Source organism: Oceanimonas pelagia (genome assembly GCF_030849025.1).
Classification (GTDB): Bacteria; Pseudomonadota; Gammaproteobacteria; order Enterobacterales; family Aeromonadaceae; genus Oceanimonas; species Oceanimonas pelagia.
On sequence record NZ_CP118224.1, the window covers coordinates 1,822,137 to 1,845,796 of the forward strand.

The window sequence follows — 23,660 nt, forward strand, 5'->3', positions numbered from 1 at the left end:
CTTTGCCGCTTGCATCATATAACTGTTCAATAAGCGAGCCGAATCGGGGAGACTGATCAGCCCATCACTTTTTTGGCCACCTGCGGGGCGAGCACCTGGTGCAATATGCCCTGGATCTCCGCCTTCGCGGAGATGACACAACGATAGAAGTTCAGGTTGCCCTGCTGAAGTGTGATTCTGGGTTGCCGTTTTGTGCCAATAAAAAAACCCCGGCAAGCCGGGGTTAAACAAGAGACCAAACTACAGGGTTTTTGCAAAAATTAACGGTGGCCGCGCAGCGCCTGAATGCGTTTTTCCAGCGGCGGGTGGCTCATAAACAGCTCGCTGTGGCGCTTGCCGTTAATACCAAAGGCGGCGAGAGAACCTTCCAGCTGCGATTCCGGGCCGTGGCGCAGGCGCTCGAGGGCGGCGATCATTTTTTCGCGGCCGGCCAGGCGGGCGCCGCCTTCGTCGGCACGGTATTCCCGCTGACGGCTGAACCACATCACGATGATGGAGGCCAGAATGCCGAACACCAGCTCCAGCACCATGACGGTAGCGAAGTAGGCAATGCCGCCCATGCCGCCGCCTTCTTCTTCCTCGCTGTTGTTGCTGAGAACGCCGCTGATCACGTTGGCCACGATGCGGGCAAAGAACATCACAAAGGTGTTCACTACCCCTTGGATCAGGGTGAGGGTAACCATGTCGCCGTTGGCCACGTGGCTCACCTCATGGGCCAGCACGGCTTCGGCTTCATCCCGGTTCATGCCGTACATCAGGCCGGTGGACACCGCCACCAGCGAGCTGTTGCGGCTGGCGCCGGTGGCAAAGGCGTTCATGTCGGGAGAGTCGTAAATGCCCACTTCCGGCATGCCAATGCCAGCCTGCTGGGCCTGGCGCTGCACTGTGGTGAACAGCCAGTGCTCCATTTCGTTGCGAGGTTGTTCAATCACCTGCACGCCGTAGGCGCGCTTGGCCATCCACTTGGACATAAACAGCGAAATGGTGGCACCGCCAAAGCCAAACACGGCACAGAACACCAGCAGGCCGCCAATGCTGCGGCTGTCAATGCCCAGCACCGAAAACACTATGTTCAGCACCACGCCCAGCACCAGGACCACGGCGAGGTTGGTGGCAATAAACAACAGTATGCGTTTCATAACCCTTCCTTACATTCAGGTAACTGCAGACATAATATGTCCGCTTATGGGAATTTCAAGATGGCCATGATGAATTATTTCAGCAGCGGTGCAAGATCAATAAAGCTTTGGGCGGTCTCGGCCTCCTGCTCGGTGAGCCTCGGCACTTCGCCCAGAAAGGGAGCGGAAATCAGCTGCTTGAGGGTGGCCGCGTTTTCCTCATAGTGACTCATGTGAGCATCCACCCGGTTCAGCACCCAGCCGGCCACTACCAGACCGTCGTGACGAATGGCTTCAAGGCTGAGCAGGGCGTGGTTAATGCAGCCAAGGCGCGCCCCCACCACCAGGATCACCGGCAGGTGCTCCTTCTTTACCCAGTCGGAAAGAAAATGGCCCTGCCCCAGGGGCAGTCGCCAGCCGCCGGCGCCTTCGGCAAAAATCCAGTCGGCGGCGGTCTCCCTGAGCCGGGCCAGCCCCTCGGCAATGCGGGGCAGTGCAATCACTTCCCCCGCCTGCTCGGCGGCAATGTGCGGGGCAATGGCCGGGGCGAAGGCGTAAGGATTATGCATGGCATAGGGCAGCCGAATGCTGGACTCGGCCTGCAAGGTGAGCGCGTCTTCATTCCTGAGGCTGCCGTCTGTCAGCTCACAGCCCGAGGCCACCGGCTTGTAGCCCAGCACCTGTTTGCCCGCCTCTTTGGCGGCGCGCATCAGGGCGCGGGTAACAAAGGTTTTGCCCACTTCGGTGTCGGTGCCGGTCACAAAAAAAGTCTTAACCATAAATCACTCCATATGCCAGCCGGTAGGTGGCCACGCAGTGGCCCTGTTGGTTTTTAGGATAGATGAGATTGAGCCGCTGCCAGGCGGCCTTGCCCAGCAGGCCGCGCCGGCGCTGGCCGTTCACCTGGTTGGCGCCAATGCCCTTGAGATCGAGCAACAGGCCCTTGAGCTCGGGATAAAACAACTGCTCGGTGGCGGTATGCAACTGCCAGTCGCGGCCGGTGGCAGCGAGTTGCGCACGCAACAGCGGCTCGGCAATAAAACGGTTGATATGGGCGTGATCATCCAGAGCTTGCCAGCTTGCGGCCAGCTCCGCCAGGCTGCCCTCCAGCAGGGTGGAAAACACCATCACACCACCGGGCTTGAGCCGTTTACTCCAGTTGTCAAGCCAGGCGGCGGTGTCGCTGCTCCACTGCATGCACAGGTTGGCGAAGATGAAATCGAGGCTGGCCTCGGCCACAGGCGGGGCATCCATGTCGGCACACAGGGGAGTAATCTCGGCCCGGGTGGCCGCCTGTTGCAGCATGGCGGGGGACAAGTCCAGCGCCAGCAGGCGCTGTGCCCGCTGTTTCAGCATGGGGGCAAACCAGCCGCTGCCACAGCCCAGATCCAGCCCGGTGTGCGCCCGCGCCGGCAGATGCGCCAGCAGCGCCTCTCCGCTGCGCCGCTGCAGGGCGTTGTGGCGGTCATAGCTGGTGGCCGCCCGGCTGAAGGCGGCGGCCACCCGGTGTTTATCCACCTGTTGCATGGAGTTCTCCGGAAATCAGCTGTAAGCCATAAGCTGTCAGCTTTAAGTAAGGTCATTCCGGCCTTCGAGCCGGGATCTATTCTGCAGGCGGCTGTGTACTCAAGCTCATATGGTGCACCATGCCCTGGACTCCCGCCTTCGCGTGAGTGACGTTGTTTTGTAGGCCCCAATTTATTGGGACAACGGCATCGCCTGTTGGCCGGATTGCCCAGCTAAAGCCGAGCCTACAAAGCACTGTGCAGGGCATCAATCAGCCGTTGCACATCGGCCTCGGTGTGAGCGGCGCTCAGGGTAATGCGCAACCGGGCCGAGCCCTTGGGCACGGTGGGCGGACGAATGGCGCCGGTCCACAGCCCCTGTTGTTTGAGCGCGGCGGCAAGCGCCAGGGTAGCGGCTTCTTCGCCCACCACCAGGGGCTGTATGGCTGTGGCGGAAGGCAGCAGTTGCAGCGGTAATGCGGCCACCCCGGCGCGAAACTGCGAAACCAGATTGCGCAGGTGCGCCCGCTTGTCGTCGGCCCGGCGCACCAGCCGCACCGCGGCCAGCACGGCGGCGGCCTGGGGCGGAGGCAAGTGCGTACTGTAGATGTAGCTGCGGCCGAAATTGTGCAGATACTCCACCAGCGCCCGGCTGCCGCCGACAAAGGCGCCGCTTACCCCCAGCGCCTTGCCGAAGGTGCCCATAAAGATGTTCACGCTGGTCGGGGCGAGCCCCTGTTCATCCAGCGTGCCCCTGCCTTCGTTGCCCAGCACACCCAGGCCGTGGGCGTCGTCGATCATCAGCCAGTTGCCGCTTTGCCGGGCCAGCTTCACCAGCTCGGGCCAGGGCGCGGTGTCGCCGTCCATGCTGAACACCCCTTCCGACACAATCAGCCCCGCCGATGGCCTGAGCCTGCCCTCCAGCGCGGCCATGTCGTTATGGGCAAAGCGCACCAGGCGCGCCGGGCTGAGCAGGCCGGCCTCCTGCAGCGAGGCGTGGTTGAGCCTGTCCTGCCACAGGGTGTGCTCCTTGCCAAGCAGCGCCTTGACAACCGCCTGATTGGCGGAAAACCCGGAGCTGAACAGCATCACCGCCTCCAGCCCCAGCCAGTCACACAGCTCGGCTTCCAGCTCCCGGTGGATGGCCTGATGGCCCACCACCAGCGGCGAAGCCACGGCACCCACGCCGTAGTCCCGCGCCGCCTGTTCACTGGCCGCCTGCAGCTCGGGAGCCCGGCTCAGGCCCAGGTAGTCGTTGCCGGCAAAGTTGAGATATTGCTCGCCACCGGCGTGCAGCCAGCGGCCGTTTACCCGGTCAATGGCTGGCACACTGCGTTTCAGCCCGGCGGCGGCGCGCCCGGCCAGGCTCAGGTTAAAGGGCATGATTCAGGCTTCGTAATACAGTGGTTTGGGCGCGTTTTGCTCGGCAATCTGCTCGTGCAGTTCAATCTCCGCCATTTCGTCGGGCTTCTGACTCACGCCGCTGGGGCGCAGGCCCAGCCGCTTGAACAGCTGCATGTCGCTGTTTTCGTCCGGGTTGGGGGTGGTGAGCAGCTTGCAGCCATAAAAGATGGAGTTGGCACCGGCCATAAAGCACAGGGCCTGCATCTGGTCGTTCATCTTCTCGCGGCCGGCCGAGAGGCGCACGTGGCTCTTGGGCATCAGAATGCGGGCCACGGCAATGGTGCGGATAAAGTCGAAGTCGTCGAGATCGTCCTGATTTTCCAGCGGAGTCCCTTTTACCTTTACCAGCATGTTGATGGGCACGCTTTCGGGCTGGCGCGGCAGGTTGGCCAGGGCCAGCAGCAGGCCGGCGCGGTCTTCCGGGGTTTCTCCCAGGCCCACAATGCCGCCGGAGCACACCTTCATGCCGGCCTCGCGCACGTTTTCCAGGGTGTTAAGCCGGTCGGCATAGGTGCGGGTGGTAATGATGTCGCCGTAGAACTCGGGGCTGGTGTCGAGGTTGTGGTTGTAATAATCCAGTCCGGCTTCTGCCAGCCGGCCGGCCTGGTCGGCGTTGAGCATGCCCAGGGTCATGCAGGTTTCCAGCCCCATGGCCTTCACTTCCTGCACCATCTTCACCAGATAGGGCATGTCGCGCTCCTTGGGATTGCGCCAGGCCGCGCCCATGCAGAACCGGCTGGAGCCGTTGCTCTTGGCTTCGCGGGCCCGCTCCAGCACCTTTTCCACTTCCATCAGCCGTTCGGTTTCCAGCCCGGTGTTGTAGCGGGCGCTCTGGGGGCAGTATTTGCAGTCTTCCGGACAGGCGCCGGTCTTGATGGAAAGCAGGGTGCTTACCTGCACTTCGTTGGGGTCGAAGTTGGCCCTGTGCACCTGCTGGGCTTCAAACAGCAGATCGAAAAACGGGCGGTCAAACAGTTCGAGCACTTGCTCGCGGGTCCAGAGTGTACGGCTCATGCTGAGGCCTTTTGCTTGATTGGTTATAAAGGTGTTTCGCTTGGCTAGTGTAAGGGCCGGTGTTAGCCTGTCAATCACAAACCAACAAGCAAGTTTACGTTTGATTTATTTATGACCAATCCGGAATTCGATCTGCACCATCTGTGGCACCCCTACACCTCCCTCACCCGCCCCCTGCCCTGCTACGAAGTAGACAGCGCCAGCGGCGTGCACCTGCAGCTGAAGGACGGCCGCCGGCTGGTGGATGGCATGTCGTCCTGGTGGGCCTGCCTGCACGGTTACAATGTGCCCGAGCTGAACGCCGCCGCCACCGCCCAGCTGGGCAAAATGGCCCATGTGATGTTTGGCGGCCTGACCCACGATCCGGCCATTGCGCTGTGCCGGACACTGACAGACGTGCTGCCACCGGGGCTGGATCGCTTCTTTCTGGCGGATTCTGGCTCGGTGTCGGTGGAAGTGGCGCTGAAAATGGCCATTCAGTACTGGCACGGCAAGGGCACGCCCAAAACCCGTTTTGCCTCCTTAAGCCGGGGCTACCACGGCGATACCTTTGGCGCCATGAGCGTGTGCGATCCCAACGGCGGCATGCACAGTCTGTACAAGGGCTTTTTGCCCGAACACATCTTTGTGCCCACACCCCAAAGCCGGTTTGACGGCGACTTTGATGCACGTGACTTGCAGGCCCTTGAGGCGGTGTTTGAACGGCATCATCACGAGCTGGCGGCGCTGATCCTGGAGCCGGTGGTACAGGGGGCCGGCGGCATGCGCTTTTATCACCCGGACTACCTCAAAGGTGCCCGCGAGCTCTGTGATCGCTACGAAGTGCTGCTGATTGCCGACGAAATCGCCACCGGGTTTGGCCGCACCGGCAAACTGTTTGCCTGCGAATGGGCCGGCATTGCGCCGGACATTATGTGCATCGGCAAGGCGCTTACCGGTGGCTACATGACCATGGCCGCCACCATTACCACCCAGCAGGTGGCCGAGACCATCTGCAACGGCCCCGCCGGGGTGCTGATGCACGGCCCCACCTTTATGGCCAACCCGCTGGCCTGCGCCGTGGCGCTGGCCAGCCTCAGGCTGCTGCTGAGCACGCCCTGGCAGCAGCGCATTGCGTCCCTTGAAGCGCAAATGAAGCGGGAGCTGGCCCCGGCGCTTGAGCTTGATTCGGTGGCCGATGTGCGGGTGCTGGGCGGCATTGGCGTAATTGAATTGCATCAGCCGCTGAACGTGGCCGAGGTGCAAAAACGGCTGGTAGAGCTGGGGGTATGGATTCGGCCCTTTGGCAGGCTGTTCTACATCATGCCGCCCTACATTATGCAGCCCGAGGAGCTGAGCCGGCTGACCGCCGCCATGCTGGCGGTGTGTGAAGAACTGCCGTACTGATGTATACGCCCTCCCCTTGTGAAGGGGAGGGTTGGAGTTAAATCACACCAGCTCGCGGCACACCAGATCCACCAGCATGCGAATGTGGGCGGAGTTGTCGTTCAGGGCGGGAATGTAATGATACTGCTCCCCCCCGGCCTTGAGAAAGATGTCCTTATTCTGCTCGGCTATCTCTTCCAGGGTTTCCAGGCAGTCGGCGGCAAAGGCGGGGCAGATCACATCCAGCTTCCCGATGCCTTCTTTGGGAAGCCTTGCCATGGTTTCGTCGGTATAAGGCTGAAGCCATTCTTCCCGGCCAAAGCGCGACTGAAAGGTGGTGCGCCACTGGTGCGGCTCCAGCCCCAGCTCTTGTGCCAGCAGCTCGGAAGTGCGATGGCACTGCCGGCCGTAAGGGTCGCCCTCGTTTTCAAAGCGCTTGGGAATACCATGGTAGGACAGCAACAGCATGTCGCCCCGGCCGTGCTCCTGCCAATGAGTCCGCACCGAATCCGCCAGAGCGCCGATGTAACCGCTGAAGTCGTGATAATCGTGCACAAAGCGCAGCGCCGGCACCAGCCGCTCCTGTTTCATCAGTTTGGCCCAGGCATCAAACACCGAGGCGGTGGTGCTCACCGAATACTGCGGATACAGCGGCAACACAATCACCCGATCCACGCCCTGATCCTTAAGCTGCTGCCAGGCCGAGCCGATGGACGGCTCGCCATAGCTCATGCCCAGGGCCACCGGCACGTCTATGCCTTCGTCCTGCAACGCCTGTTGCAATGCCGCCTGCTGGCGACGGCTGATCACCATCAGCGGCGAGCCTTCCGGCCACCAGATGGACTGGTAGAGCCTGGCGACCTTGGGAGAACGAAATGGTAAAATAATGCCGTGCAGCAGCGGGCACCACAGCGAGCGGGGTAAGTCCACCACCCGGTGGTCGTGCAGAAACTGACTGAGAAAGGCCTTTACCGCCGCCGAGGTGGGAGCGGAAGGCGTACCCAGGTTGACCAGTAAAACGCCTGTTTTCACCTTGTTACCTGCCTTGATACAAACAACAAAAAGCCGGACCCTTGTGGGCCCGGCTTGAACCATGCCGGCTTAAGCCAGAATGTCGGTCAGCTCACGGCTGACAGCTTCAACCGACTGAGTGCCATCCACCTTGTAGTGCTTGGTGCGACCGGCGTCGGCTTCCTGCTTGTAGTAGTCGATAAGCGGAGCGGTCTGCTCGTGATACACGGCCAGACGCTTGCGCACGGTGCTTTCTTCATCGTCGGCGCGGATCACCAGCTCTTCACCGGTCACGTCGTCCTTGCCTTCCACTTTGGGCGGGTTATACACCAGGTGATATACCCGGCCGGAGCCCGGGTGCACCCGGCGGCCACTCATGCGCTTGACGATTTCTTCGTCGGGCACGGCGAATTCGAGCACGAAGTCCACATTCACACCGGCTTCCTTCATGGCATCGGCCTGGGGAATGGTGCGGGGGAAGCCGTCGAGCAGAAAGCCCTTGGCGCAGTCGTCCTGGCTGATACGTTCCTTAACCAGACCGATGATGATGTCGTCGGACACCAGCTGGCCGTTGTCCATCACTTCCTTGGCCTTCAGGCCCAGCGGAGTGCCGGCCTTGATAGCGGCACGCAGCATGTCGCCAGTCGAAATTTGCGGAATACCGAACTTCTCCATGATGAACTGAGCCTGCGTTCCCTTACCCGCGCCCGGAGCACCCAGCAAAACGATGCGCATAACAGCGTCCTCTTTTTGATTAGTCATTCACAAATTGGGCCTGATTGTGTCACGACACCGCCATGGGAACAAGTAACAGCCCGGTCCGTTAGACCTATTGATGATATAAGCGGCAGGTTTGCAACCCCTCCCCTTGGCAAGGGAGGAAGACATTCTGCATTTTCCCCTTATTCAAGGGAAAGACCGGGAGGGGGTTCGCTCCTCCCCCTTGCCAAGGGTGAAGGCTGGGAGGGGTGTGCGCACCAGCCAAATTCAGGTACTCTGTTCGCCGTTTTAATCAGCCAGGAACAACGAATTGGCCCGCATTAAACAACGGCAGGTATTTTATCTTCACGGCTTCGATCCTCGCGGAGCCAGACATTATCACCGCCTTTACCGCGAACAATCGGCATTGCAGGCAAACGTAAACGGCCTGCACATTCATGTGTCAAATCGCAGCCGCGATAGCGCACACACCCATTACTGGCAACTGAATACAGAACACACCCAAAGCCGCTACAGCTACCTGGGCTGGGACGACATAGTGCGCCGCCACTGGGCCAGGGGCTGGCTGGCAATTCTGGGCGATCTGGTTTGTTTTCTGCAGGCCTATGTTTTTTCGGGCAAGGTCGTGCGCTTTGCCAAGGCATCGCCCAAACAACTGATGGCCGGACTTTACCCGGCCGTTTATTTACTGCTGTGTCTGCTTCTTTCCGGCTGGCTGGCGACTCATTCCGCCGGCCAGTTGCCCTGGGCCTACGCACAACTGCCGGCAGGCCTGGTGTTGTTTTTGCTGCTGATGCACGCCAGCAAACACCTGGGCAACAAACTGGCAGTATTCTGGCTGCTGCGCATCTACGCTTTCTCGGCACGCTGGGCCAAAGGGCAAATATCCGAACTGGGCCCCCGCATTGACCGTTTTGCCGAGCAAATGGCCAATGCCATTAACGACGACACCAACGACGAAGTAGTGGTCATTGCCCATAGCGTGGGCACCATGGTGGTGGTTCCAGCCCTGGCCCAGGCTCTGCAGAAAATACACAGCCCGGAAAAACTGGCCAACCAGCGGGTAGTGCTGATCACCCTAGGGCACTGCATTCCACTGCTCAGCTTTCACGCTGCCGCCGCTGACTTTCGCGCCAGCCTGCAATGCTTGGGGCAAAATGAGCAGCTACTGTGGCTGGACTACACCGCCCCCACCGACGGAGCCTGCTTTCCGCTGCTTAACCCGGTTACCTCCTGCGGCCAACGCTGCGCGCCCAATGCCGGGCCACACCTGCTCTCGCCCCGTTTTTTCACCCTCTACCGGCCAGCGCGCTATAAAAAACTGCGCCGGGCCTGGTATACCATGCACTTTTTATATTTGATGGCCACCGACAAGCCCGGCCCTTACGACTTTTTTGCCTTTACCGCCGGGCCCGAAGCCATTAGCAGCCAACTAAAGGAACAGTTATGACCTGCCCGGTGTTTCCCAGGCCCGCCAAAAGCAAGGCCTCGCTGTGGAAAGTGTTTTTCACCAAACGCCACTCCTGGCTGGATGCCCTGTATGAACGCAGCTACGGCATGAAAATGGGCGAATACAAACTGCCCGGCCTGACCCTGTATATGGTGAACCAGCCCGAGCTGGTGCGAAAGGTCATGGTGCAGAACATGGCCGACTTCCCCAAACACGCCATGCTGGGCGACATTCTCGAGCCACTGCTGGGAGAGAGCATATTCACCACCAACGGCGAACAATGGCAAAAACAGCGCAACATGCTCGATCCCGCCTTTAAGCACGCCCGGGTGCAACAGGTGTTTGGGCTGATGCAACAGGCCGCCAACGACATGCTTGAACGCCTGAAAAGCCACCGGCCCGGGCAGGACATAGACCCGGAAATGACCTTTGTGACCGCCGACATCATTTTTCGCACCATCATGTCGGCCAGGCTCGATGCCGAACAGGCCAACCGCATTCTCGATGCCTTTGCACGCTTTCAGGCCGAGTCGCCCAAACTGGCACTGATGAAAATGTTCCGTCTGCCCGCTTTCTTGCAGCGGGGCAGCAGCGAACGCCGGCGCATGGCAGCGGCGAAAGAAATTCGCGGCACCATAGAAGACATTATTCGCCCCCGCTACCAGCAGGCCGAAGCCGCCCGCGCCGGTTGTCCGCAGGCCAGAGCCAAGCTGGAGCAACAGCAGGACATTTTGTCTTCCCTGCTGCTGACCACAGACACCGCCACCGGCCAGCCCTTTGGCTTTGATGAAGTCGTGGATCAAATCTCCATGCTGTTTCTGGCCGGGCACGAAACCACCGCCAGCTCGCTGACCTGGTCGCTCTATTTGCTGGCTACCCATCCGCACATACAACAAGACGCCCATGCAGAAGTCACCCGGGTGCTGGCCGAACAAGCCATGAGCGTGGAAGCTCTGCGCAAAATGGTGCTGGTACGAGATGTGTTTCGCGAAGCCCTGCGTCTTTACCCGCCAGTGGGCTTTTTGGCCCGTGAATGCGCCCATGCCGGCGAAATGCGCGACAAAAAAATGAAAGCCGGCAGCTCGGTCATGGTGTCCCCCTGGCTTATTCACCGCCACAAGGACTACTGGCACAAGCCGCACCAGTTTGATCCCTATCGCTTCACTTCCAAGCAGCTGAAAACTCCGCTCAGCAAGTCTTACCTGCCCTTTGGCGCCGGGCCGCGGGTGTGCATAGGTGCCGCCTTTGCCCAGCAGGAATCCAGCCTTATACTGGCCAGCATTCTGCAGCACTATCACATTTCGCTGCCCGAAGGATTTGTGCCTCAGCCTGTGGGCAGGCTCACCATTCGCTCCGAGAATGGCCTGCAGCTCAACCTCACTCCAAGGAGCAAGAACCAAGCATGAAAGAACGCATTGCCGGCTTTATATTAATGTGCGCCGTGGTGCCCCTGGCCATAGTGGGCTACCTCATCATCTGCTATGTGGGTTTTATGGGCCGGGTGGAGCGCGGCCGCGCCGGAGTACGCGCGCTGGACCACTTTGTAAACGCCTCCGTGTTCAACGGCTACGCCTGGGAGTCGGTGTCGTCCCACGCCTGGCGGGAGCGCAACAACAAGCGCTGGGCCCGCTTCGTGATCTGGCTGACCAACCATTTTCAGCAGGATCACTGCCAGCGGGCCAACAAGCGCGAACAGCCCCTGGTGGATTTGATGCTGCAAAAAGGGCTGCACAAACAAACCATCAAATAACAGCCGTGAGTTACAAGAAACCCCCTCCCGGCCTCCCCCTTGGTAAGGGGAGGTATAGGGTAGGGTTCGACTTAAAGCTGACAGCCCCCAAAGGAGGCCGTAATAAATATTTGATATTAATCCCGGCACCGCCCTGTGGTAGGATACGCCCGCGCAAAAGCACGGACATAACAATAAAAACTCATACGGGACTCTTGATGAAATCAGCCTTGCTACTGCAGGGGCCGCTGGGGCCTTTTTTTCAGCACTTTTCCCGCTTTTTAACCGGGCAGGGCATTTGTGTTCATAAAATTCACTTCAACGGCGGCGACGGCTGCTGGCCCTGCAGGGGCACCAATGTGCACTACACCGGCACCCTGCCCGAATGGCGCCATTTTCTGCACAACTACATTAGCGAAAATGAAATTGACACCCTGTTCTGCTACAGCGACTGCCGTGAATACCACGCCGTAGCCCGTCATTACTGCCTGAGCCATAACATTCGCTTTTTTGTATTTGAAGAAGGGTACCTGCGCCCGCATTACATTACCCTGGAGCAAAATGGCGTAAACGCCCACAGCCCCTGGTTTGGCAAACTAGCCGACGAGCTGCCCAAACAAGATCCCACCCACGTTAAGCACCAGTTCGACATTCGCGCCAGTTTCAAACGCCGCATTTACTATGCCATGCGCTATTACTTCAGCATGCACTGCTGCCGCTGGCGCTTCCGGCACTATGTGCACCACCGCCACCGCCCCTACTGGAAAGAAGGCATTGCCTGGCTCAAGGGCTGGTACACCAAATATACCCACAGCGCCCACGACCAGGGCCTGCAACAGCAGCTGATTGACCGGCACTCGAAGCATATTTTTCTGGTGCCGCTGCAGGTAGCCGACGACTTTCAGATAAGAGCCCACTCCCCTTTTAACGACGTGGCCGAATCCATTCGGCACATTATAGCCTCGTTCGCTGCCTGTGCTCCCCGGCAGGATGTGCTGCTGTTCAAGCACCATCCCATGGATCGGGGCTACACCAATTACACCCAACTTATTCATTCACTGGCCGCCGAACTGGGCATTAAAGACAGAGTGTTTTACGGCTTTGAACTGCACCTGCCGGACCTCTACCACCACTGCAAGGGCGTGGTAACGGTAAACAGCACAGTAGGCCTGTCGGCGCTGTTTCACCATGTGCCCACCATTACCCTGGGCAAGGCACTGTACGACATTCCCGACCTCACCAGCCAGGGGCCTCTGGCAACTTTCTGGCGTACGCCACAACCGGTAAACGTGGACTTGTTCAAACGCCTTAGAGCCTTTTTGCTGGAGCGCACCCAGCTGAACGGCAGCTTTTATGCCGAGCCGGACAACACCTGCCGGCAAATCTGGCAGCGGCTGCAACAACAGGCCGAGCCGCCCATAAAACACCCGCGCGTCATTAATCTGCCCACCGCGGCAAATGGTAAAAAAGGTAAAAAAGAAGTGGCCTGAGCCGGACTTTAATCGAACTGGCCATAAATCAAACACTTGAGCGAGCCGTCATCGAAATAACACAAATCCGGTGATAATATCTCTCGCCAGACAAACGCCGCCTTGCAATTTGCGAGACGGCGCACAAGGAAGTGGCATCGGCACATTGGGAGCCGCACCCCAAGGGCGGTAGCGTGCCTTTTTTATTTGTAGCTGCCGCTAACGAATATCTCTTCAATTAAAACGAGTTAAACCATGCATTTTGTTCGCAAGCCCCTGGCCGGCACCCTGGTTGCCCTGTGCCTCACTCTGGCCGGCTGCGCCAGCCAGCAGGAAAACAACACTAACTCTGCCAGCACACCGCTTAACCAGTTTCTGACATCCGCCGTCGCCAACGCCACCACCACTCTGCCCACCAGCCCCTGGGGCGCCAATGCCCAGGTGACCGCCGGCGCCCCCTATTTTGCCGCCAGCGGCAAAACCTGCCGGCCATTGCAGGTAACCCAGGCCACCGGCACCAGTGAACAACACATTGCCTGCCAAACCCAAAACGGCGAATGGCAACTCACCCGATCCCTTCGGGAGCTGTAAGCTATAAGCTGTCAGCTGTAAGTCGCCCCTTCGGGGAGCCGTAAGCTTTAAGCTGTCAGCTGTAAGTAAAACAACGTGGCCGTAGCTGCCGCTTTAGCCGGCAGGCTATGTGCAACACGGCAAACAAAAAACAAAACCGAAGCAACAAACACAACACCGCAGCCGCACACAACGCCGAGCAACTTAAAGCTGACAGCTTATAGCTTACAGCTGTTTTTTGAGCTTAAAGCTGACAGCTTATAGCTTACAGCTATGTTTTCCGCTTACAGCTGCCCGCGACATATTTCGCAGATTCCGAGAACAAGTCATGTCCTTAAAGAAACTCGCCCTGCCTTTGGGCTTACTCGCAATGTTAGCGGGCCAGGGCCCCGCCCACGCCCAGCTCATTGGCGCCACAGCCGGCGAACTGCCCGCCGAGCAAAACAGCCGCTTTGCCGCCACCTCAGAGGCCGACCGCGCGGCCCAGAACAGCAACACCCAATGGCAAAACCCCCGTTACGGCACCCCCAGTGCCAGCCGCCCCGAGGCCGACTACCCCAGCTTTGGCAGCCATTTGTTCAGCGGCGGCTTCAGCGGCGTGCGCGCCGACGGCCTTAACCCCGACTACATGATCACCCCCGGCGACCAGATCACCCTGCGGGTATGGGGCGCAGTAGACATCGACAAGGTGCTGCCGGTGGATGCGCAGGGCAACATCTTTATTCCCGGTGTGGGCCCCATTCGAGTTCAGGGTGTTAAACACAGCCAGCTGGACGCCCGGGTGCGCGCCGCCGTGAACTCCATTTATTCCAACAACGTGCAGGTATACACCAACCTGCAGGGCGTGCAGCCGGTGTCCGTGTTTGTTACCGGCTATGTGCAAAACCCCGGCCGCTTTGCCGGCACCCCCAGCGACTCGCTGCTGTATTTTCTCGATCAGGCCGGCGGCATAGACGACGCCACCGGCAGCTACCGCAAGGTGCGGGTGCAGCGCTACGGCAAAACCATTGCCAGCGCCGATCTTTATGACTTTCTGCTGAACGGCACCCTGCCCCGCCTGCAGTTCAAGGACGGCGACACCATAGTAGTGGAAGAGCGCGGCCCCACCGTGACCGTGGAAGGCGACGTGGCCCGCCCCTACCGCTACGAGCTGCTCAACACCGGCATGACCGGCAACGAGCTGCTCCGGCTGGCCCGGCTCAAGTCGAACGTGACCCATGTGCTGCTGCGCGGCGCCCGCGCCCAGGGGCCGGTATCCAGCTATATAAAGCTGAACGAATTCGGCCAGCAGCCCCTTAACAGCGGCGATCAGCTGGTGTTCAGCCGCGACATGCGCGACAACACCATAGTGGTGCAGCTGGAGGGCAGCTATTACGGCCCTTCCCACTTTGCCCTGCCCCGGGATGCCCGCCTGCACGAGCTGCTGAACGCCATTGCCGTGCCGCAGACCATGACCGACACCGGCAGCATTTCACTCAAGCGCGTGAGCGTGGCGGAACGGCAGAAACAGGCCCTGGATGAAAGCCTGGCCCGGCTGGAAACCACCTATCTGGGCGCCACCTCCTCCACCGCCGAAGAAGCGCAAATTCGGGTGCGCGAGGCGGAGCTTATCAGCCAGTTTATTGAACGCGCCCGCCAGGTAGAGCCCAACGGCCGGCTGGTGCTGGCCAACAACGGCCGAATCAGTGACATTCGCCTGCAGGACGGCGACGTCATCACCATTCCCGAAATTTCCGATTCCGTGCTGATCAGCGGCGAAGTGCTGGTGCCCCAGTCCGTGGTGTTTAACGCCGGGCGCAGCGCCAAGGACTATATCGCCGGCGCCGGCGGCTTTACCGAGCACGCCGATGAAAGCCGCATTCTGGTGGTGCGCCAGAACGGCGAAGTGCGCGAAGCTGCGGACGTAACCCTGCGCCCCGGCGATGAAATTCTGGTGCTGCCCAAGGCCCCCACCAAAAACCTGCAACTGGCCGGCACCATTACCCAAATTCTTTACCAGATTGCCATTGCCGCCAAAGTGGCGGTGGATCTGTAATGAGCACCCTGCAAGGCCGCACGCCCTGGCAGGTAACCCGCAGCGTATGGTTTGCCATGTTTATGCGTGAGGCGGTAAGCCGCACCATGGCCGACCGCATGGGCTGGTTCTGGATGATTGCCGAGCCGGTGGCCATCATTGCCATCATGACGTTTATCCGCAGCTTTGTAAGCGGAGGCCATCAGTTCATTACCGGAGCTGAGTTCATTCCCTGGATGATAGTGGGCATGATGGGCTTTTTTCTGGTGCGAGAAGGCATGACCCGCAGCCAGGGCGCAGTCAACGCCAACAAGGCGCTGTTTGCCTACCGCCAGGTTCAGCCAGTGGATCCGGTGCTGATCAGGGTGTATCTGGAAGGGTTACTGAGAACCTTTATTTTTCTGCTGTTTGTACTGGGCGGGCTCTTGCTGGGGCTGGAGTTGTTCCCCGACAACGCCATTAAGGCCCTGTTTGGCTGGATTTCCCTCTGGGCACTGGGATTGGGGCTGGGGTTGGTGGTGTCGGTAACCGGCACCCTGATCCCGGAAACCACCAAAATCATAAACATGGTTTCATTACCCCTGCTGATCATTTCCGGCGTTATTCTTCCCCTGAACGTGTTGCCCCATTACCTGCTGGAATACTTAATGCTCAACCCCATAGTGCACGGGCTGGAGTTTATCCGTGCCGGTTTCTTTCATAACTACCGGGTAGTGCATGGCACCAGCGAGACCTATTTATGGCTATGGGTGCTGGCACTGAACGCCCTCGGGCTCTTGCTGCACATTCGTTATAAAGAGAGGCTGAAAGCCCAATGATTAAAATCAGCAACCTCTACAAACGCTACAACAGCCGCGACGGTCGCGAAGCTCCCTGGGTGCTGCAAGATATTAACCTCGCCATTCCCCAAAATGTGAGCGTGGGCCTGCTGGGCCGCAACGGCGCCGGAAAAAGCACCCTGCTGCGTCTGATTGCAGGCATGGACAACCCCGAACGCGGCAGCGTAGAACGCCATTGCCGGGTGTCCTGGCCCATTGGCCTTTCCGGTGGCTTTCAGGGCTCCATGACCGGTCGGCAAAACGTAAAATTTGTGGCCCGGGTGCATGGTGGAGGCATGAATGTACAACGCATTATCGACTATGTGGAAGACTTCGCCGAGCTGGGCAGCGCCTTTGACAGGCCGATAAAAACCTACTCGTCCGGCATGCGCGCCCGGCTTAACTTTGGTTTGTCACTCGCCTTTGACTTTGATGTGTACCTTTCTGACGAAGCCACCGCCGTGGGCGACCGCGCCTTCAAAGAGAAAGCCTCCAAGGCCTTTAAAGACAGGGTAGGTCAGTCCAGCTTGATCATCGTTTCCCATGCCGAGGGCATACTCAAAGAACTGTGCCAGGCCGGCATTTATCTTAAAGAAGGCCAGGCCACCTGGTATGACGATATCAACGACGCCATAGCGGCTTACCACCAAGAAACCAAGCCCTCCGGGCAGCCATAAGCTTTAAGCTGTCAGCTGTAAGTCACCCCTTCGGGGAGCTGTAAGCGGTAAGCCATCAGCTGTAAGTTAAACAATCGCGTCTGCAGAATAATTGCACCATTGTAGCTGCCGCTTTAGCCGGCAGTCTCTGCGAAGCAGAGAAAAAACCCACAAGTACAACACAGAAGCAACAAACAACGCCGAGCGGCTTAAAGCTGACAGCTTATAGCTTACAGCTGCGCCCGAAGACTTTCACAAAGCTCAAAACCAACACAGAGTTCTCATGCAGCACTTTATTAAAAAACAGCCCCATTGGGCGCTCGCCCTGGTGGCCATTCTAGCCGTCAGTTTTTACTGGTTCGCCTGGGCGGCAGACAGATATGTATCCCGCGCCACCGTGGTGCTGGAAAGTCCGCAAATTGCCGCGCCTGAATTCAGCTTTTCCAGCCTTATCAAGGGGGCCGGTGGCCACAGCGATTTACTGCTGCTACGCGAACACCTGCTCTCTACCGACATGCTCAAAAAAGTAGAGGCCGAACTGCCCTTTCGTGAGCACTACAGCCAGAATGGTGATCTGTTTGCCAGCCTGTGGAATGCGAATGCTCCCATTGAAGAGCTGCATAAATACTATAAAAAGCGTGTCAGCGTAGAGCTGGATGACTACGCCGGCGTACTGAACATAGAAGTACAGGCCTTTACCCCCGAATTTGCCCATGAGCTGGCCCAGCTGCTGCTCAACGCCGGCGAAGCTCATATGAACGCCATGGGCCAGCGCCTGGCGGAAGAACAGGTGAAGTTTCTGGAAAAGCAGGTGGACCGCCTGGGAAGCAGGCTGGACGAAGCCCGTGCCAACCTGCTGGCATTCCAGAACGAGCACGGGCTGATTTCTCCCATTCATACCGTAGAAAGCCTCAACCAGGTGGTGGGTACACTAGAGGGCGAGCTGGCCCGGCTGCAGGCCCGCTATACCGCCGCACAAAGCTACCAGAGCACCCGCTCTGCCGAGCTGGTGCAAATAAAAGCCGAAATCAACGCCCTGCAACAGCAAATTGGCAAAGAGCAAAATCGTCTCGCCAAGGAAACCGGCACCGCCCTTAACCAAATCTCCGCCGGCTATCAGGCACTGGAGCTGAAAGCCCAGTTTGCCCAGCAAACCTACTCCAGCGCTCTGGCCGCGCTGGAAAACACCCGCATAGAAGCCGCCCGCAAACTCAAGCAGGTAAGCGTGCTGCAAAGCCCATTGCAGCCTGAATATGCCACTCAGCCCGAACGGCTCTACAACACCACCGTATTTGCCATCATCACCCTGTTTCTGGCCTTTATTGCCAACATGATGCTGCTGATCATTCGCGACCATCGCGATTAAACCGTATGAACAGAGCCAAACCACAGTGCCCGGTATCACTGGCAGCCTCCTCCGATCTGGCAAATCATCCATATAACCAGCCGGTACCTTTGCCCTTTGATCTGCCAACCCGGTTTTATGCAGGCATGTATGTCATCTGGCTGCTACGCCCAGCGTTGCAGCAGCGCTTTCCGTTACACAAACGGCGCCGGAAAGACTACCTCAAATTTCTGGCCTGGTGCGTGGGCATAGGCAGAAGGCAATACGCCCTGTTAAGAGAAAACCAGGCCTGGAACCGTGAACTGGATCAACCCATAACACTGCCCTCCCTGCGCGGTGACCAGTGGCAGGGGTGCTACACCAAAGCAGTATATCTGGCAGGAATTTATCGCGCGGGTTTCTGGCCTGCCTTTTATCTGCATAACAAGAAAATACGCCACCGTGCCACACGCTGGTTTTTCCGGGATGGCCGGGAGCTGCTTGGCTTCAGCAAACTCCCCCAATGGCAACAACAGCAGGTTCTCACAAACTTTGGCAGCACTGAACACTTTCTTCATGCCATAACCCTGCCCAAAGATCACCAAAGTGAGCACGGCATAGCGCGCCTGAAAGAGATGAACAAAGACATTCTCTCTCTCACCGTTACGCCGAATGTTGATGCTATGCCAGAGCCGAGTTGCGCAAATGCCATTAGCCAACCGGAAGCCTGGCTGGCCAGCCTGTGCTGGCCCATTACCACCCGTTTGCTGAGCACAAAATATAAAAAGCACCCCAGAGCAAGTGTGCAAACCCTGGCGACAACAATGGAAGCGGTGAATCACTTAAAGTGGGAACGAACAGCCTCCTACTCAACCTTGCCATTTGGTGTAAATCTCTATGGCTATGCTCGTGGTGAGCTTGGTATAGGTGAAGACGTACGCATGATGGCACTGTCGCTGAAAGCCGCCGACATTCCCTTTTGCATTATCAATATTGAGCCGGGCAACGATGTAAGCCAGCAAGACAGCTCCGCTGAACACTGGATTAGCCAAGAGCCCAAATACCACATCAACATATTTTGCATGACCGGCATAGAACATTGCCGGCTGGTGTGCGAGCAGGGCTTGGCGCTTCTGCAAAACCACTACAACATAGGCCTGTGGCCCTGGGAGCTGCCCCAGTGGCCCGAACCCTGGGAGCACAGCTTTCATCTGGTGGATGAAATCTGGGGAATCAGCCAATACACCTCCAATGCCTACCACCAAGCGCCGGTTCCGGTGCACACCATGCCGTTGCCAGTGACGCTGGGTGAAGTAAGCAACAAACAACGCCAGCACTGGCAACTGCCCGAGCAGGCTTATTTGTTTATGTTTTCCTTTGACATGAACTCTACCCTTGCCCGAAAAAATCCGGCTGGCTTAATTAATGCGTTTTTACAGGCCTTCCCTGATAAAACGGCCAGCGAAGTAGGGCTGGTGCTCAAAATAAGCCACCTTAAGCAAGAGGATCCTGAGTGGCAAAAACTGGCAGCACTCATTAAGCAAGACGCCCGGATCCACCTTGTTTATGAAGAGTTGCGTCGGCCCGATGTGTTGGCCCTGTATGGCTGTTGTAACTGCTACGTTAGCCTGCACCGTGCAGAGGGCTTTGGCCGAGGGCTGGCCGAGGCACAACTGTTAGGGTTGCAACTCATTGCCACCGGTTACTCCGGAAATATGGATTATTGCACTCCCCCAACCCTGCTGGTAGATAGCCGACTCACCCCCTTACAACCGGGTGAATATTTTTACGGAGACGGCCAACACTGGGCCGAGCCTGACATATTCCATGCCGCAAAACTCATGCAGCAATGTGTGAAACATGAACGAAATATAAAAAAGTTAAAATACGACCATACTCGTTTTACCCCGGCCCACTGCGGCCAGGTATTTAAAGAAATACTCACCCGCTTTAACCATTAACAATAAAGGGAAATACAACATGAGCACCGAGCGCATTCACCCAGTGGTACTTTCTGGTGGCTCCGGCAGTCGTCTTTGGCCCCTCTCCCGCGCAGGCTACCCCAAACAGTTTTTGCCTCTGGCTGGCGAAAACAGCATGTTGCAGGGCACCATGCAGCGAGTGGCAGGCTCCCAGTTTGCTGCTCCGCTGATGATTTGCAATGATGAGCACCGTTATGTGGTGGCCGAGCAGCTACGCACTGCTGGAATTACCGCCAACCGTATTATTCTGGAGCCCATTGGCCGCAACACCGCACCAGCCGTGGCCGTGGCGGCATTGACCCTTTTAGAACAGCAGGAAGACGCATTGATGCTGGTGTTGCCCTCGGATCATGTCATTCAGAATGAGCCGGCCTTTCACGCCGCCATTGCCCAGGCGGAAAAAGCAGCACGCCAGGGCCATTTGGTCACTTTTGGCATTACTCCCAACAAGCCTGAAACCGGCTATGGCTATATTCAGCAAGCTGAGGAATTAAGCGTAAGTGGTGTGCACAAGGTCGCCCGTTTTGTAGAAAAACCGGATTTTGATACCGCCGCCACCTATGTGGCCAGTGGCGAGTTTCTGTGGAACAGTGGCATCTTCCTGTTCAGTGCCAAGCAATACCTTGATGAGCTGAAAGCCCATCACCCCAAAATGGTCAAAGCCTGTCAGGCAGCTCTTGAGCTGGCTGAAAATGACCTCACTTTTTGCCGTCTGAACAAGGAAGCTTTTGCCAACTCACCTTCCGACTCCATTGACTATGCGGTAATGGAAAAAACCACTCATGCCGCCGTGGTACCGGTAGACATGAACTGGAGCGATCTGGGTGCCTGGTCAGCACTGTGGGACATTACTGAAAAAGACAGCGATGGCAACGCCAGCCATGGTGATGTGCTGCTGCACAACACCCGCAACAGCTATGTACATGCCGATCACGCCCTGGTGGCGGTAACCGGACTGGACGATGTAATAGTGGTGGCGACCGACGACGCCGTGCTGGTAGCCAACCGTGATAACGCCCAGGACGTGAAAAAAATAGTCGACACACTCAAAGAGCAGGGCCGTTACGAGCACACCCTGCACACCACTGTGCACCGCCCCTGGGGCAACTACCGTGGTATAGATCTGGGTGAGCGTTATCAGGTAAAGCGCATCAGCGTAAAACCTGGCGAACAACTCTCGCTGCAAAAGCACTACCACAGAGCTGAGCACTGGATTGTGGTCAAAGGCACCGCTCTGGTTACCTGCGGTGAGAAAGAGTTTCTGGTGCGAGAAAATGAGTCTACCTATATTCCCATGGGTGAAGTACACCGTCTGAAAAACCCCGGCAAGGTAGAACTGGAGCTGATTGAAGTACAGTCTGGCGGCTATTTGGGTGAAGACGACATTGTAAGACTGGAAGACGGATACGGACGCACACAATAATGAAGGCACTTTGTATTACCGGCATGAACTCAGCCAATCTGGAGCAGATTGGCTCTTTTGTTATTCAGGGTGATATAGCTGAAGCAAAGCCAGTTAAGCGTGGTACCTCCGTCACTATTCAGGACTGGGAAAGCACCATACTCGCCAAACAGTCTTCACCCTCTGCTCTTAAAGTCTCCAGCCTGTGGCGACAGCTTGCCTCGGATCTGTTGCTCAACAATATAGACAGCAGCATCTGGGCATGGGTAAGCAACAATACTAGCACCGTGCTGCTGGATTTTTGGGCAGAGCTGGATCATGACATTCACTTTTTGCTGATATGCAACTCACTTCAGGATTGCCTGCTTGAAGAAGTGAATAAAGGAGCCCAAAGGCAGGAACTCGCAACCTGTTATGAAAACTGGTGTAACTACCATCAGGCATTGCTGGCATTCTACCTGAAGCACCCTGAGCGCTGCCTGCTTGTGGATGCCAGCAATGCTTTGCTGCATCCGGCCGAACTTTTGAATGTGATGGGTGAACGCTGGCAGTGGCAGCTTGGTGATACTGTTCTACCAGATCTATGCGAACATAATGACAGCCAGGATGCCATTGCCGGCTATATCGTCCACCAACTGCAACAGGAATATTTCCCACAGCCAGATTTCGCCGCGGAACTGAATGCAGCACAACACCCGCTATTGATCAAATCTGGCAAAACCAGTTCAGACAAGACAATAGCCATTGAAGACGTGATTTCTGGCTACCAATATCAGCGCGAGCAGCAACAGAAACTCATTGAAGAAAATAAAGCGTTATATCAGCAAAATCTCTCAATGCTGGAGAATAGCAAGGAACAGCAGGAGCTGCTTGCCAAACATATTGATGAATTGCAGACTGAAATAGTTCAGCTCAACGGCCGCAATAACGCCCAACAACAGGCCACTGAACAGGCAAATGCCCGCTTGGCCCATGTTGAGAATGAAGCGGAAGCATTGCTACTGGAATTGCATAACACCCAGGTTGAGCTTGAACAGGCATTAACTGACTACGCCTCTGTTCAGCAGCAGAGAACAGAAGCCGAACAGCAAGTTTCCAGATTTAAACAGCACAGCCAGCAACAGGCGCAACAACAGCAGACATTGCAAAACCAGATGTCTGAGCTGGAAGCTCATCGTAACCAGCTGGCGCGGTCTGAAGCAGAGCTTCACGACCGTGTCAGGCATGTAGAAAGCGAAGCCGAAAAGCTGCTGGTAGCGCTGCATAACACCCAGCAAGAGCTGGAGCAGGCACTATCTCTTAACGCTTCTGCCGAACAGCAAATTGCCAGGCTTGAACAGCGCAACCAGCAGCAGGCTCAGCAACAGCAAGCCTTGCAAGATAAAGTGTCTCAGCTTGAAATTCATTGTCACCAGCTGGCTCGGTCCGAAACACAACTTCACGACCGTGTCAGCCATGTAGAAAGCGAAGCCGAAAAGCTGCTGGTAGAGCTGTATAACACCCAGCAAGAGCTGGAGCAGGCACTGGGACGGCAAATTGAGCTGGAAAAACAGCTGCAACCTCAGCCTCAAGTCGAACAGCTTACCCCTCGTACCGGCTTGCCCAAACTGTGGAATGGTAAAAAAACCACCTTACCCAAGCTGGGTTTCAGCGAGCTGGAGCTGCGCCATGTTCAGGTAAATCCGGATTATGAACATCTCTGGTTCAGCCTGAAGAACCCCCAGTTTGGCAAGCGCCAGTTGCCGCACTGGCAATTCCGTTTGTCATGTGCTGCCATTCGGCCCGGGCAGTTTGGCAGCCAGCCCAAGCTCGAGTTTCCCAAACAGTCACAACAGCTGCTAGGCAACTGGTTTGCAGAAAGCCAGGATGACTTTGGTGAAAAACTGGAGCTGCGTTTCGCTCTGCCGGATGCCATGGACAAGGGGCTGTGGAAAAAGCTGGGTAAAGAAGATCAGCGGCTGATCCAGGCACTGATTCTTCAGCTTCCAGCCATATTGCAACAGGCACAGCAGCGTCGCCCTGCCCTCACCCGTAAATGGCAAGACTGGCATAACCTGGCGCAAGATATAAATCGAATTTATACCCTTAAAACCCAAAAGGGAAAATAAG

General features: G+C 57.4%; 20 protein-coding genes. 13 read left to right on the forward strand and 7 right to left on the reverse strand.

The window, feature by feature from the left end:
* Window positions 1-260 precede the first annotated feature (260 nt).
* The 5 genes from htpX to bioB all read right to left on the reverse strand — a co-directional run bounded on the left by htpX (window position 261) and on the right by bioB (window position 5,041).
* Window positions 261-1,139, reverse strand: a complete 879-nt coding sequence (htpX, locus tag PU634_RS08635; protein ID WP_306760401.1) for a protease HtpX — start codon at window positions 1,137-1,139, stop codon at window positions 261-263.
* Between the two features lie 74 nt (window positions 1,140-1,213).
* Window positions 1,214-1,897 carry a dethiobiotin synthase gene (gene bioD / locus PU634_RS08640; RefSeq protein ID WP_306760402.1) on the reverse strand — a complete coding sequence of 228 codons (684 nt, stop codon included), beginning with the start codon at window positions 1,895-1,897 and terminating at the stop codon, window positions 1,214-1,216.
* Entirely contained in the window at window positions 1,890-2,645 is a 756-nt protein-coding gene (locus PU634_RS08645; RefSeq protein WP_306760403.1) for a methyltransferase domain-containing protein, read from the reverse strand. Before PU634_RS08645 ends, bioD begins: the two co-directional genes overlap by 8 nt.
* A 224-nt stretch (window positions 2,646-2,869) precedes the next feature.
* Window positions 2,870-4,006, reverse strand: a complete 1,137-nt coding sequence (bioF, locus tag PU634_RS08650; RefSeq protein WP_306760404.1) for an 8-amino-7-oxononanoate synthase — start codon at window positions 4,004-4,006, stop codon at window positions 2,870-2,872.
* A 3-nt stretch (window positions 4,007-4,009) separates the two neighbouring features.
* Window positions 4,010-5,041 carry a biotin synthase BioB gene (bioB, locus tag PU634_RS08655; protein ID WP_306760405.1) on the reverse strand — a complete coding sequence of 344 codons (1,032 nt, stop codon included), beginning with the start codon at window positions 5,039-5,041 and terminating at the stop codon, window positions 4,010-4,012.
* A 111-nt stretch (window positions 5,042-5,152) separates the two neighbouring features.
* Here bioB and bioA point away from each other — a divergent pair, with 111 nt between their 5' ends.
* On the forward strand, window positions 5,153-6,427 hold the full coding sequence (gene bioA / locus PU634_RS08660; protein WP_306760406.1) for an adenosylmethionine--8-amino-7-oxononanoate transaminase: 1,275 nt from the start codon (window positions 5,153-5,155) through the stop codon (window positions 6,425-6,427).
* A gap of 42 nt (window positions 6,428-6,469) precedes the next feature.
* Here the strand turns inward: bioA and hemH are convergent, their stop codons facing one another.
* A complete protein-coding gene (gene hemH, locus PU634_RS08665; RefSeq protein WP_371319591.1) occupies window positions 6,470-7,438 on the reverse strand; it encodes a ferrochelatase in 969 nt (322 codons plus the stop codon).
* A 69-nt stretch (window positions 7,439-7,507) separates the two neighbouring features.
* The gene (gene adk / locus PU634_RS08670) at window positions 7,508-8,152 is read right to left on the reverse strand and encodes an adenylate kinase (RefSeq protein WP_306760408.1); all 645 of its coding nucleotides are present in this window, start codon (window positions 8,150-8,152) and stop codon (window positions 7,508-7,510) included.
* A gap of 424 nt (window positions 8,153-8,576) precedes the next feature.
* On the opposite strand from adk, the gene PU634_RS08675 reads away from it, so the two are divergent.
* The 12 genes from PU634_RS08675 (at window position 8,577) to PU634_RS08730 (ending at window position 23,659) form a co-directional block, all read left to right on the forward strand.
* Entirely contained in the window at window positions 8,577-9,587 is a 1,011-nt protein-coding gene (locus tag PU634_RS08675; protein ID WP_306760409.1) for a hypothetical protein, read from the forward strand.
* The gene (locus PU634_RS08680; protein ID WP_306760410.1) at window positions 9,584-10,993 is read left to right on the forward strand and encodes a cytochrome P450; all 1,410 of its coding nucleotides are present in this window, start codon (window positions 9,584-9,586) and stop codon (window positions 10,991-10,993) included. Before PU634_RS08675 ends, PU634_RS08680 begins: the two co-directional genes overlap by 4 nt.
* Window positions 10,990-11,337 carry a hypothetical protein gene (locus tag PU634_RS08685; RefSeq protein ID WP_306760411.1) on the forward strand — a complete coding sequence of 116 codons (348 nt, stop codon included), beginning with the start codon at window positions 10,990-10,992 and terminating at the stop codon, window positions 11,335-11,337. The genes PU634_RS08680 and PU634_RS08685 overlap by 4 nt, the downstream gene beginning before the upstream one ends.
* Window positions 11,338-11,534: 197 nt before the next feature.
* Window positions 11,535-12,806, forward strand: coding sequence for a capsule polysaccharide biogenesis protein (locus tag PU634_RS08690; protein ID WP_306760412.1), 1,272 nt, complete (start codon window positions 11,535-11,537; stop codon window positions 12,804-12,806).
* 234 nt (window positions 12,807-13,040) lie between these two features.
* Complete coding sequence (locus tag PU634_RS08695; RefSeq protein ID WP_306760413.1) at window positions 13,041-13,376, forward strand: RT0821/Lpp0805 family surface protein; 336 nt, start codon at window positions 13,041-13,043, stop codon at window positions 13,374-13,376.
* Window positions 13,377-13,725: 349 nt separating this feature from the next.
* On the forward strand, window positions 13,726-15,390 hold the full coding sequence (locus PU634_RS08700; protein ID WP_306760414.1) for a polysaccharide biosynthesis/export family protein: 1,665 nt from the start codon (window positions 13,726-13,728) through the stop codon (window positions 15,388-15,390).
* Complete coding sequence (locus PU634_RS08705) at window positions 15,390-16,187, forward strand: ABC transporter permease (RefSeq protein ID WP_306760415.1); 798 nt, start codon at window positions 15,390-15,392, stop codon at window positions 16,185-16,187. Before PU634_RS08700 ends, PU634_RS08705 begins: the two co-directional genes overlap by 1 nt.
* Window positions 16,184-16,864 (forward strand): ABC transporter ATP-binding protein, encoded by a 681-nt coding sequence (locus PU634_RS08710; RefSeq protein ID WP_306760416.1) that lies wholly within the window; start codon window positions 16,184-16,186, stop codon window positions 16,862-16,864. The genes PU634_RS08705 and PU634_RS08710 overlap by 4 nt, the downstream gene beginning before the upstream one ends.
* Before the next feature lie 262 nt (window positions 16,865-17,126).
* Window positions 17,127-18,209 carry a KpsE/RkpR family capsule polysaccharide export protein gene (locus PU634_RS08715; protein WP_306760417.1) on the forward strand — a complete coding sequence of 361 codons (1,083 nt, stop codon included), beginning with the start codon at window positions 17,127-17,129 and terminating at the stop codon, window positions 18,207-18,209.
* Window positions 18,210-18,214: 5 nt separating this feature from the next.
* Window positions 18,215-20,128, forward strand: a complete 1,914-nt coding sequence (locus tag PU634_RS08720; protein ID WP_306760418.1) for a glycosyltransferase — start codon at window positions 18,215-18,217, stop codon at window positions 20,126-20,128.
* A 19-nt stretch (window positions 20,129-20,147) separates the two neighbouring features.
* Window positions 20,148-21,572 carry a mannose-1-phosphate guanylyltransferase/mannose-6-phosphate isomerase gene (locus PU634_RS08725; RefSeq protein WP_306760419.1) on the forward strand — a complete coding sequence of 475 codons (1,425 nt, stop codon included), beginning with the start codon at window positions 20,148-20,150 and terminating at the stop codon, window positions 21,570-21,572.
* Window positions 21,572-23,659 carry a coiled-coil domain-containing protein gene (locus PU634_RS08730; RefSeq protein ID WP_306760420.1) on the forward strand — a complete coding sequence of 696 codons (2,088 nt, stop codon included), beginning with the start codon at window positions 21,572-21,574 and terminating at the stop codon, window positions 23,657-23,659. The genes PU634_RS08725 and PU634_RS08730 overlap by 1 nt, the downstream gene beginning before the upstream one ends.
* Window position 23,660 lies beyond the last annotated feature (1 nt).

Bases quoted from the DNA above. Each gene is read 5' to 3' on its own strand.
- htpX (WP_306760401.1), bottom strand. From the start codon at position 1,139: ATGAAACGCATACTGTTGTTTATTGCCACCAACCTCGCCGTGGTCCTG.
- bioD (WP_306760402.1), bottom strand. From the start codon at position 1,897: ATGGTTAAGACTTTTTTTGTGACCGGCACCGACACCGAAGTGGGCAAA.
- PU634_RS08645 (WP_306760403.1), bottom strand. From the start codon at position 2,645: ATGCAACAGGTGGATAAACACCGGGTGGCCGCCGCCTTCAGCCGGGCG.
- bioF (WP_306760404.1), bottom strand. From the start codon at position 4,006: ATGCCCTTTAACCTGAGCCTGGCCGGGCGCGCCGCCGCCGGGCTGAAA.
- bioB (WP_306760405.1), bottom strand. From the start codon at position 5,041: ATGAGCCGTACACTCTGGACCCGCGAGCAAGTGCTCGAACTGTTTGAC.
- bioA (WP_306760406.1), top strand. From the start codon at position 5,153: ATGACCAATCCGGAATTCGATCTGCACCATCTGTGGCACCCCTACACC.
- adk (WP_306760408.1), bottom strand. From the start codon at position 8,152: ATGCGCATCGTTTTGCTGGGTGCTCCGGGCGCGGGTAAGGGAACGCAG.
- PU634_RS08680 (WP_306760410.1), top strand. From the start codon at position 9,584: ATGACCTGCCCGGTGTTTCCCAGGCCCGCCAAAAGCAAGGCCTCGCTG.
- PU634_RS08685 (WP_306760411.1), top strand. From the start codon at position 10,990: ATGAAAGAACGCATTGCCGGCTTTATATTAATGTGCGCCGTGGTGCCC.
- PU634_RS08690 (WP_306760412.1), top strand. From the start codon at position 11,535: ATGAAATCAGCCTTGCTACTGCAGGGGCCGCTGGGGCCTTTTTTTCAG.
- PU634_RS08695 (WP_306760413.1), top strand. From the start codon at position 13,041: ATGCATTTTGTTCGCAAGCCCCTGGCCGGCACCCTGGTTGCCCTGTGC.
- PU634_RS08700 (WP_306760414.1), top strand. From the start codon at position 13,726: ATGTTAGCGGGCCAGGGCCCCGCCCACGCCCAGCTCATTGGCGCCACA.
- PU634_RS08705 (WP_306760415.1), top strand. From the start codon at position 15,390: ATGAGCACCCTGCAAGGCCGCACGCCCTGGCAGGTAACCCGCAGCGTA.
- PU634_RS08710 (WP_306760416.1), top strand. From the start codon at position 16,184: ATGATTAAAATCAGCAACCTCTACAAACGCTACAACAGCCGCGACGGT.
- PU634_RS08715 (WP_306760417.1), top strand. From the start codon at position 17,127: ATGCAGCACTTTATTAAAAAACAGCCCCATTGGGCGCTCGCCCTGGTG.
- PU634_RS08720 (WP_306760418.1), top strand. From the start codon at position 18,215: ATGAACAGAGCCAAACCACAGTGCCCGGTATCACTGGCAGCCTCCTCC.
- PU634_RS08725 (WP_306760419.1), top strand. From the start codon at position 20,148: ATGAGCACCGAGCGCATTCACCCAGTGGTACTTTCTGGTGGCTCCGGC.
- PU634_RS08730 (WP_306760420.1), top strand. From the start codon at position 21,572: ATGAAGGCACTTTGTATTACCGGCATGAACTCAGCCAATCTGGAGCAG.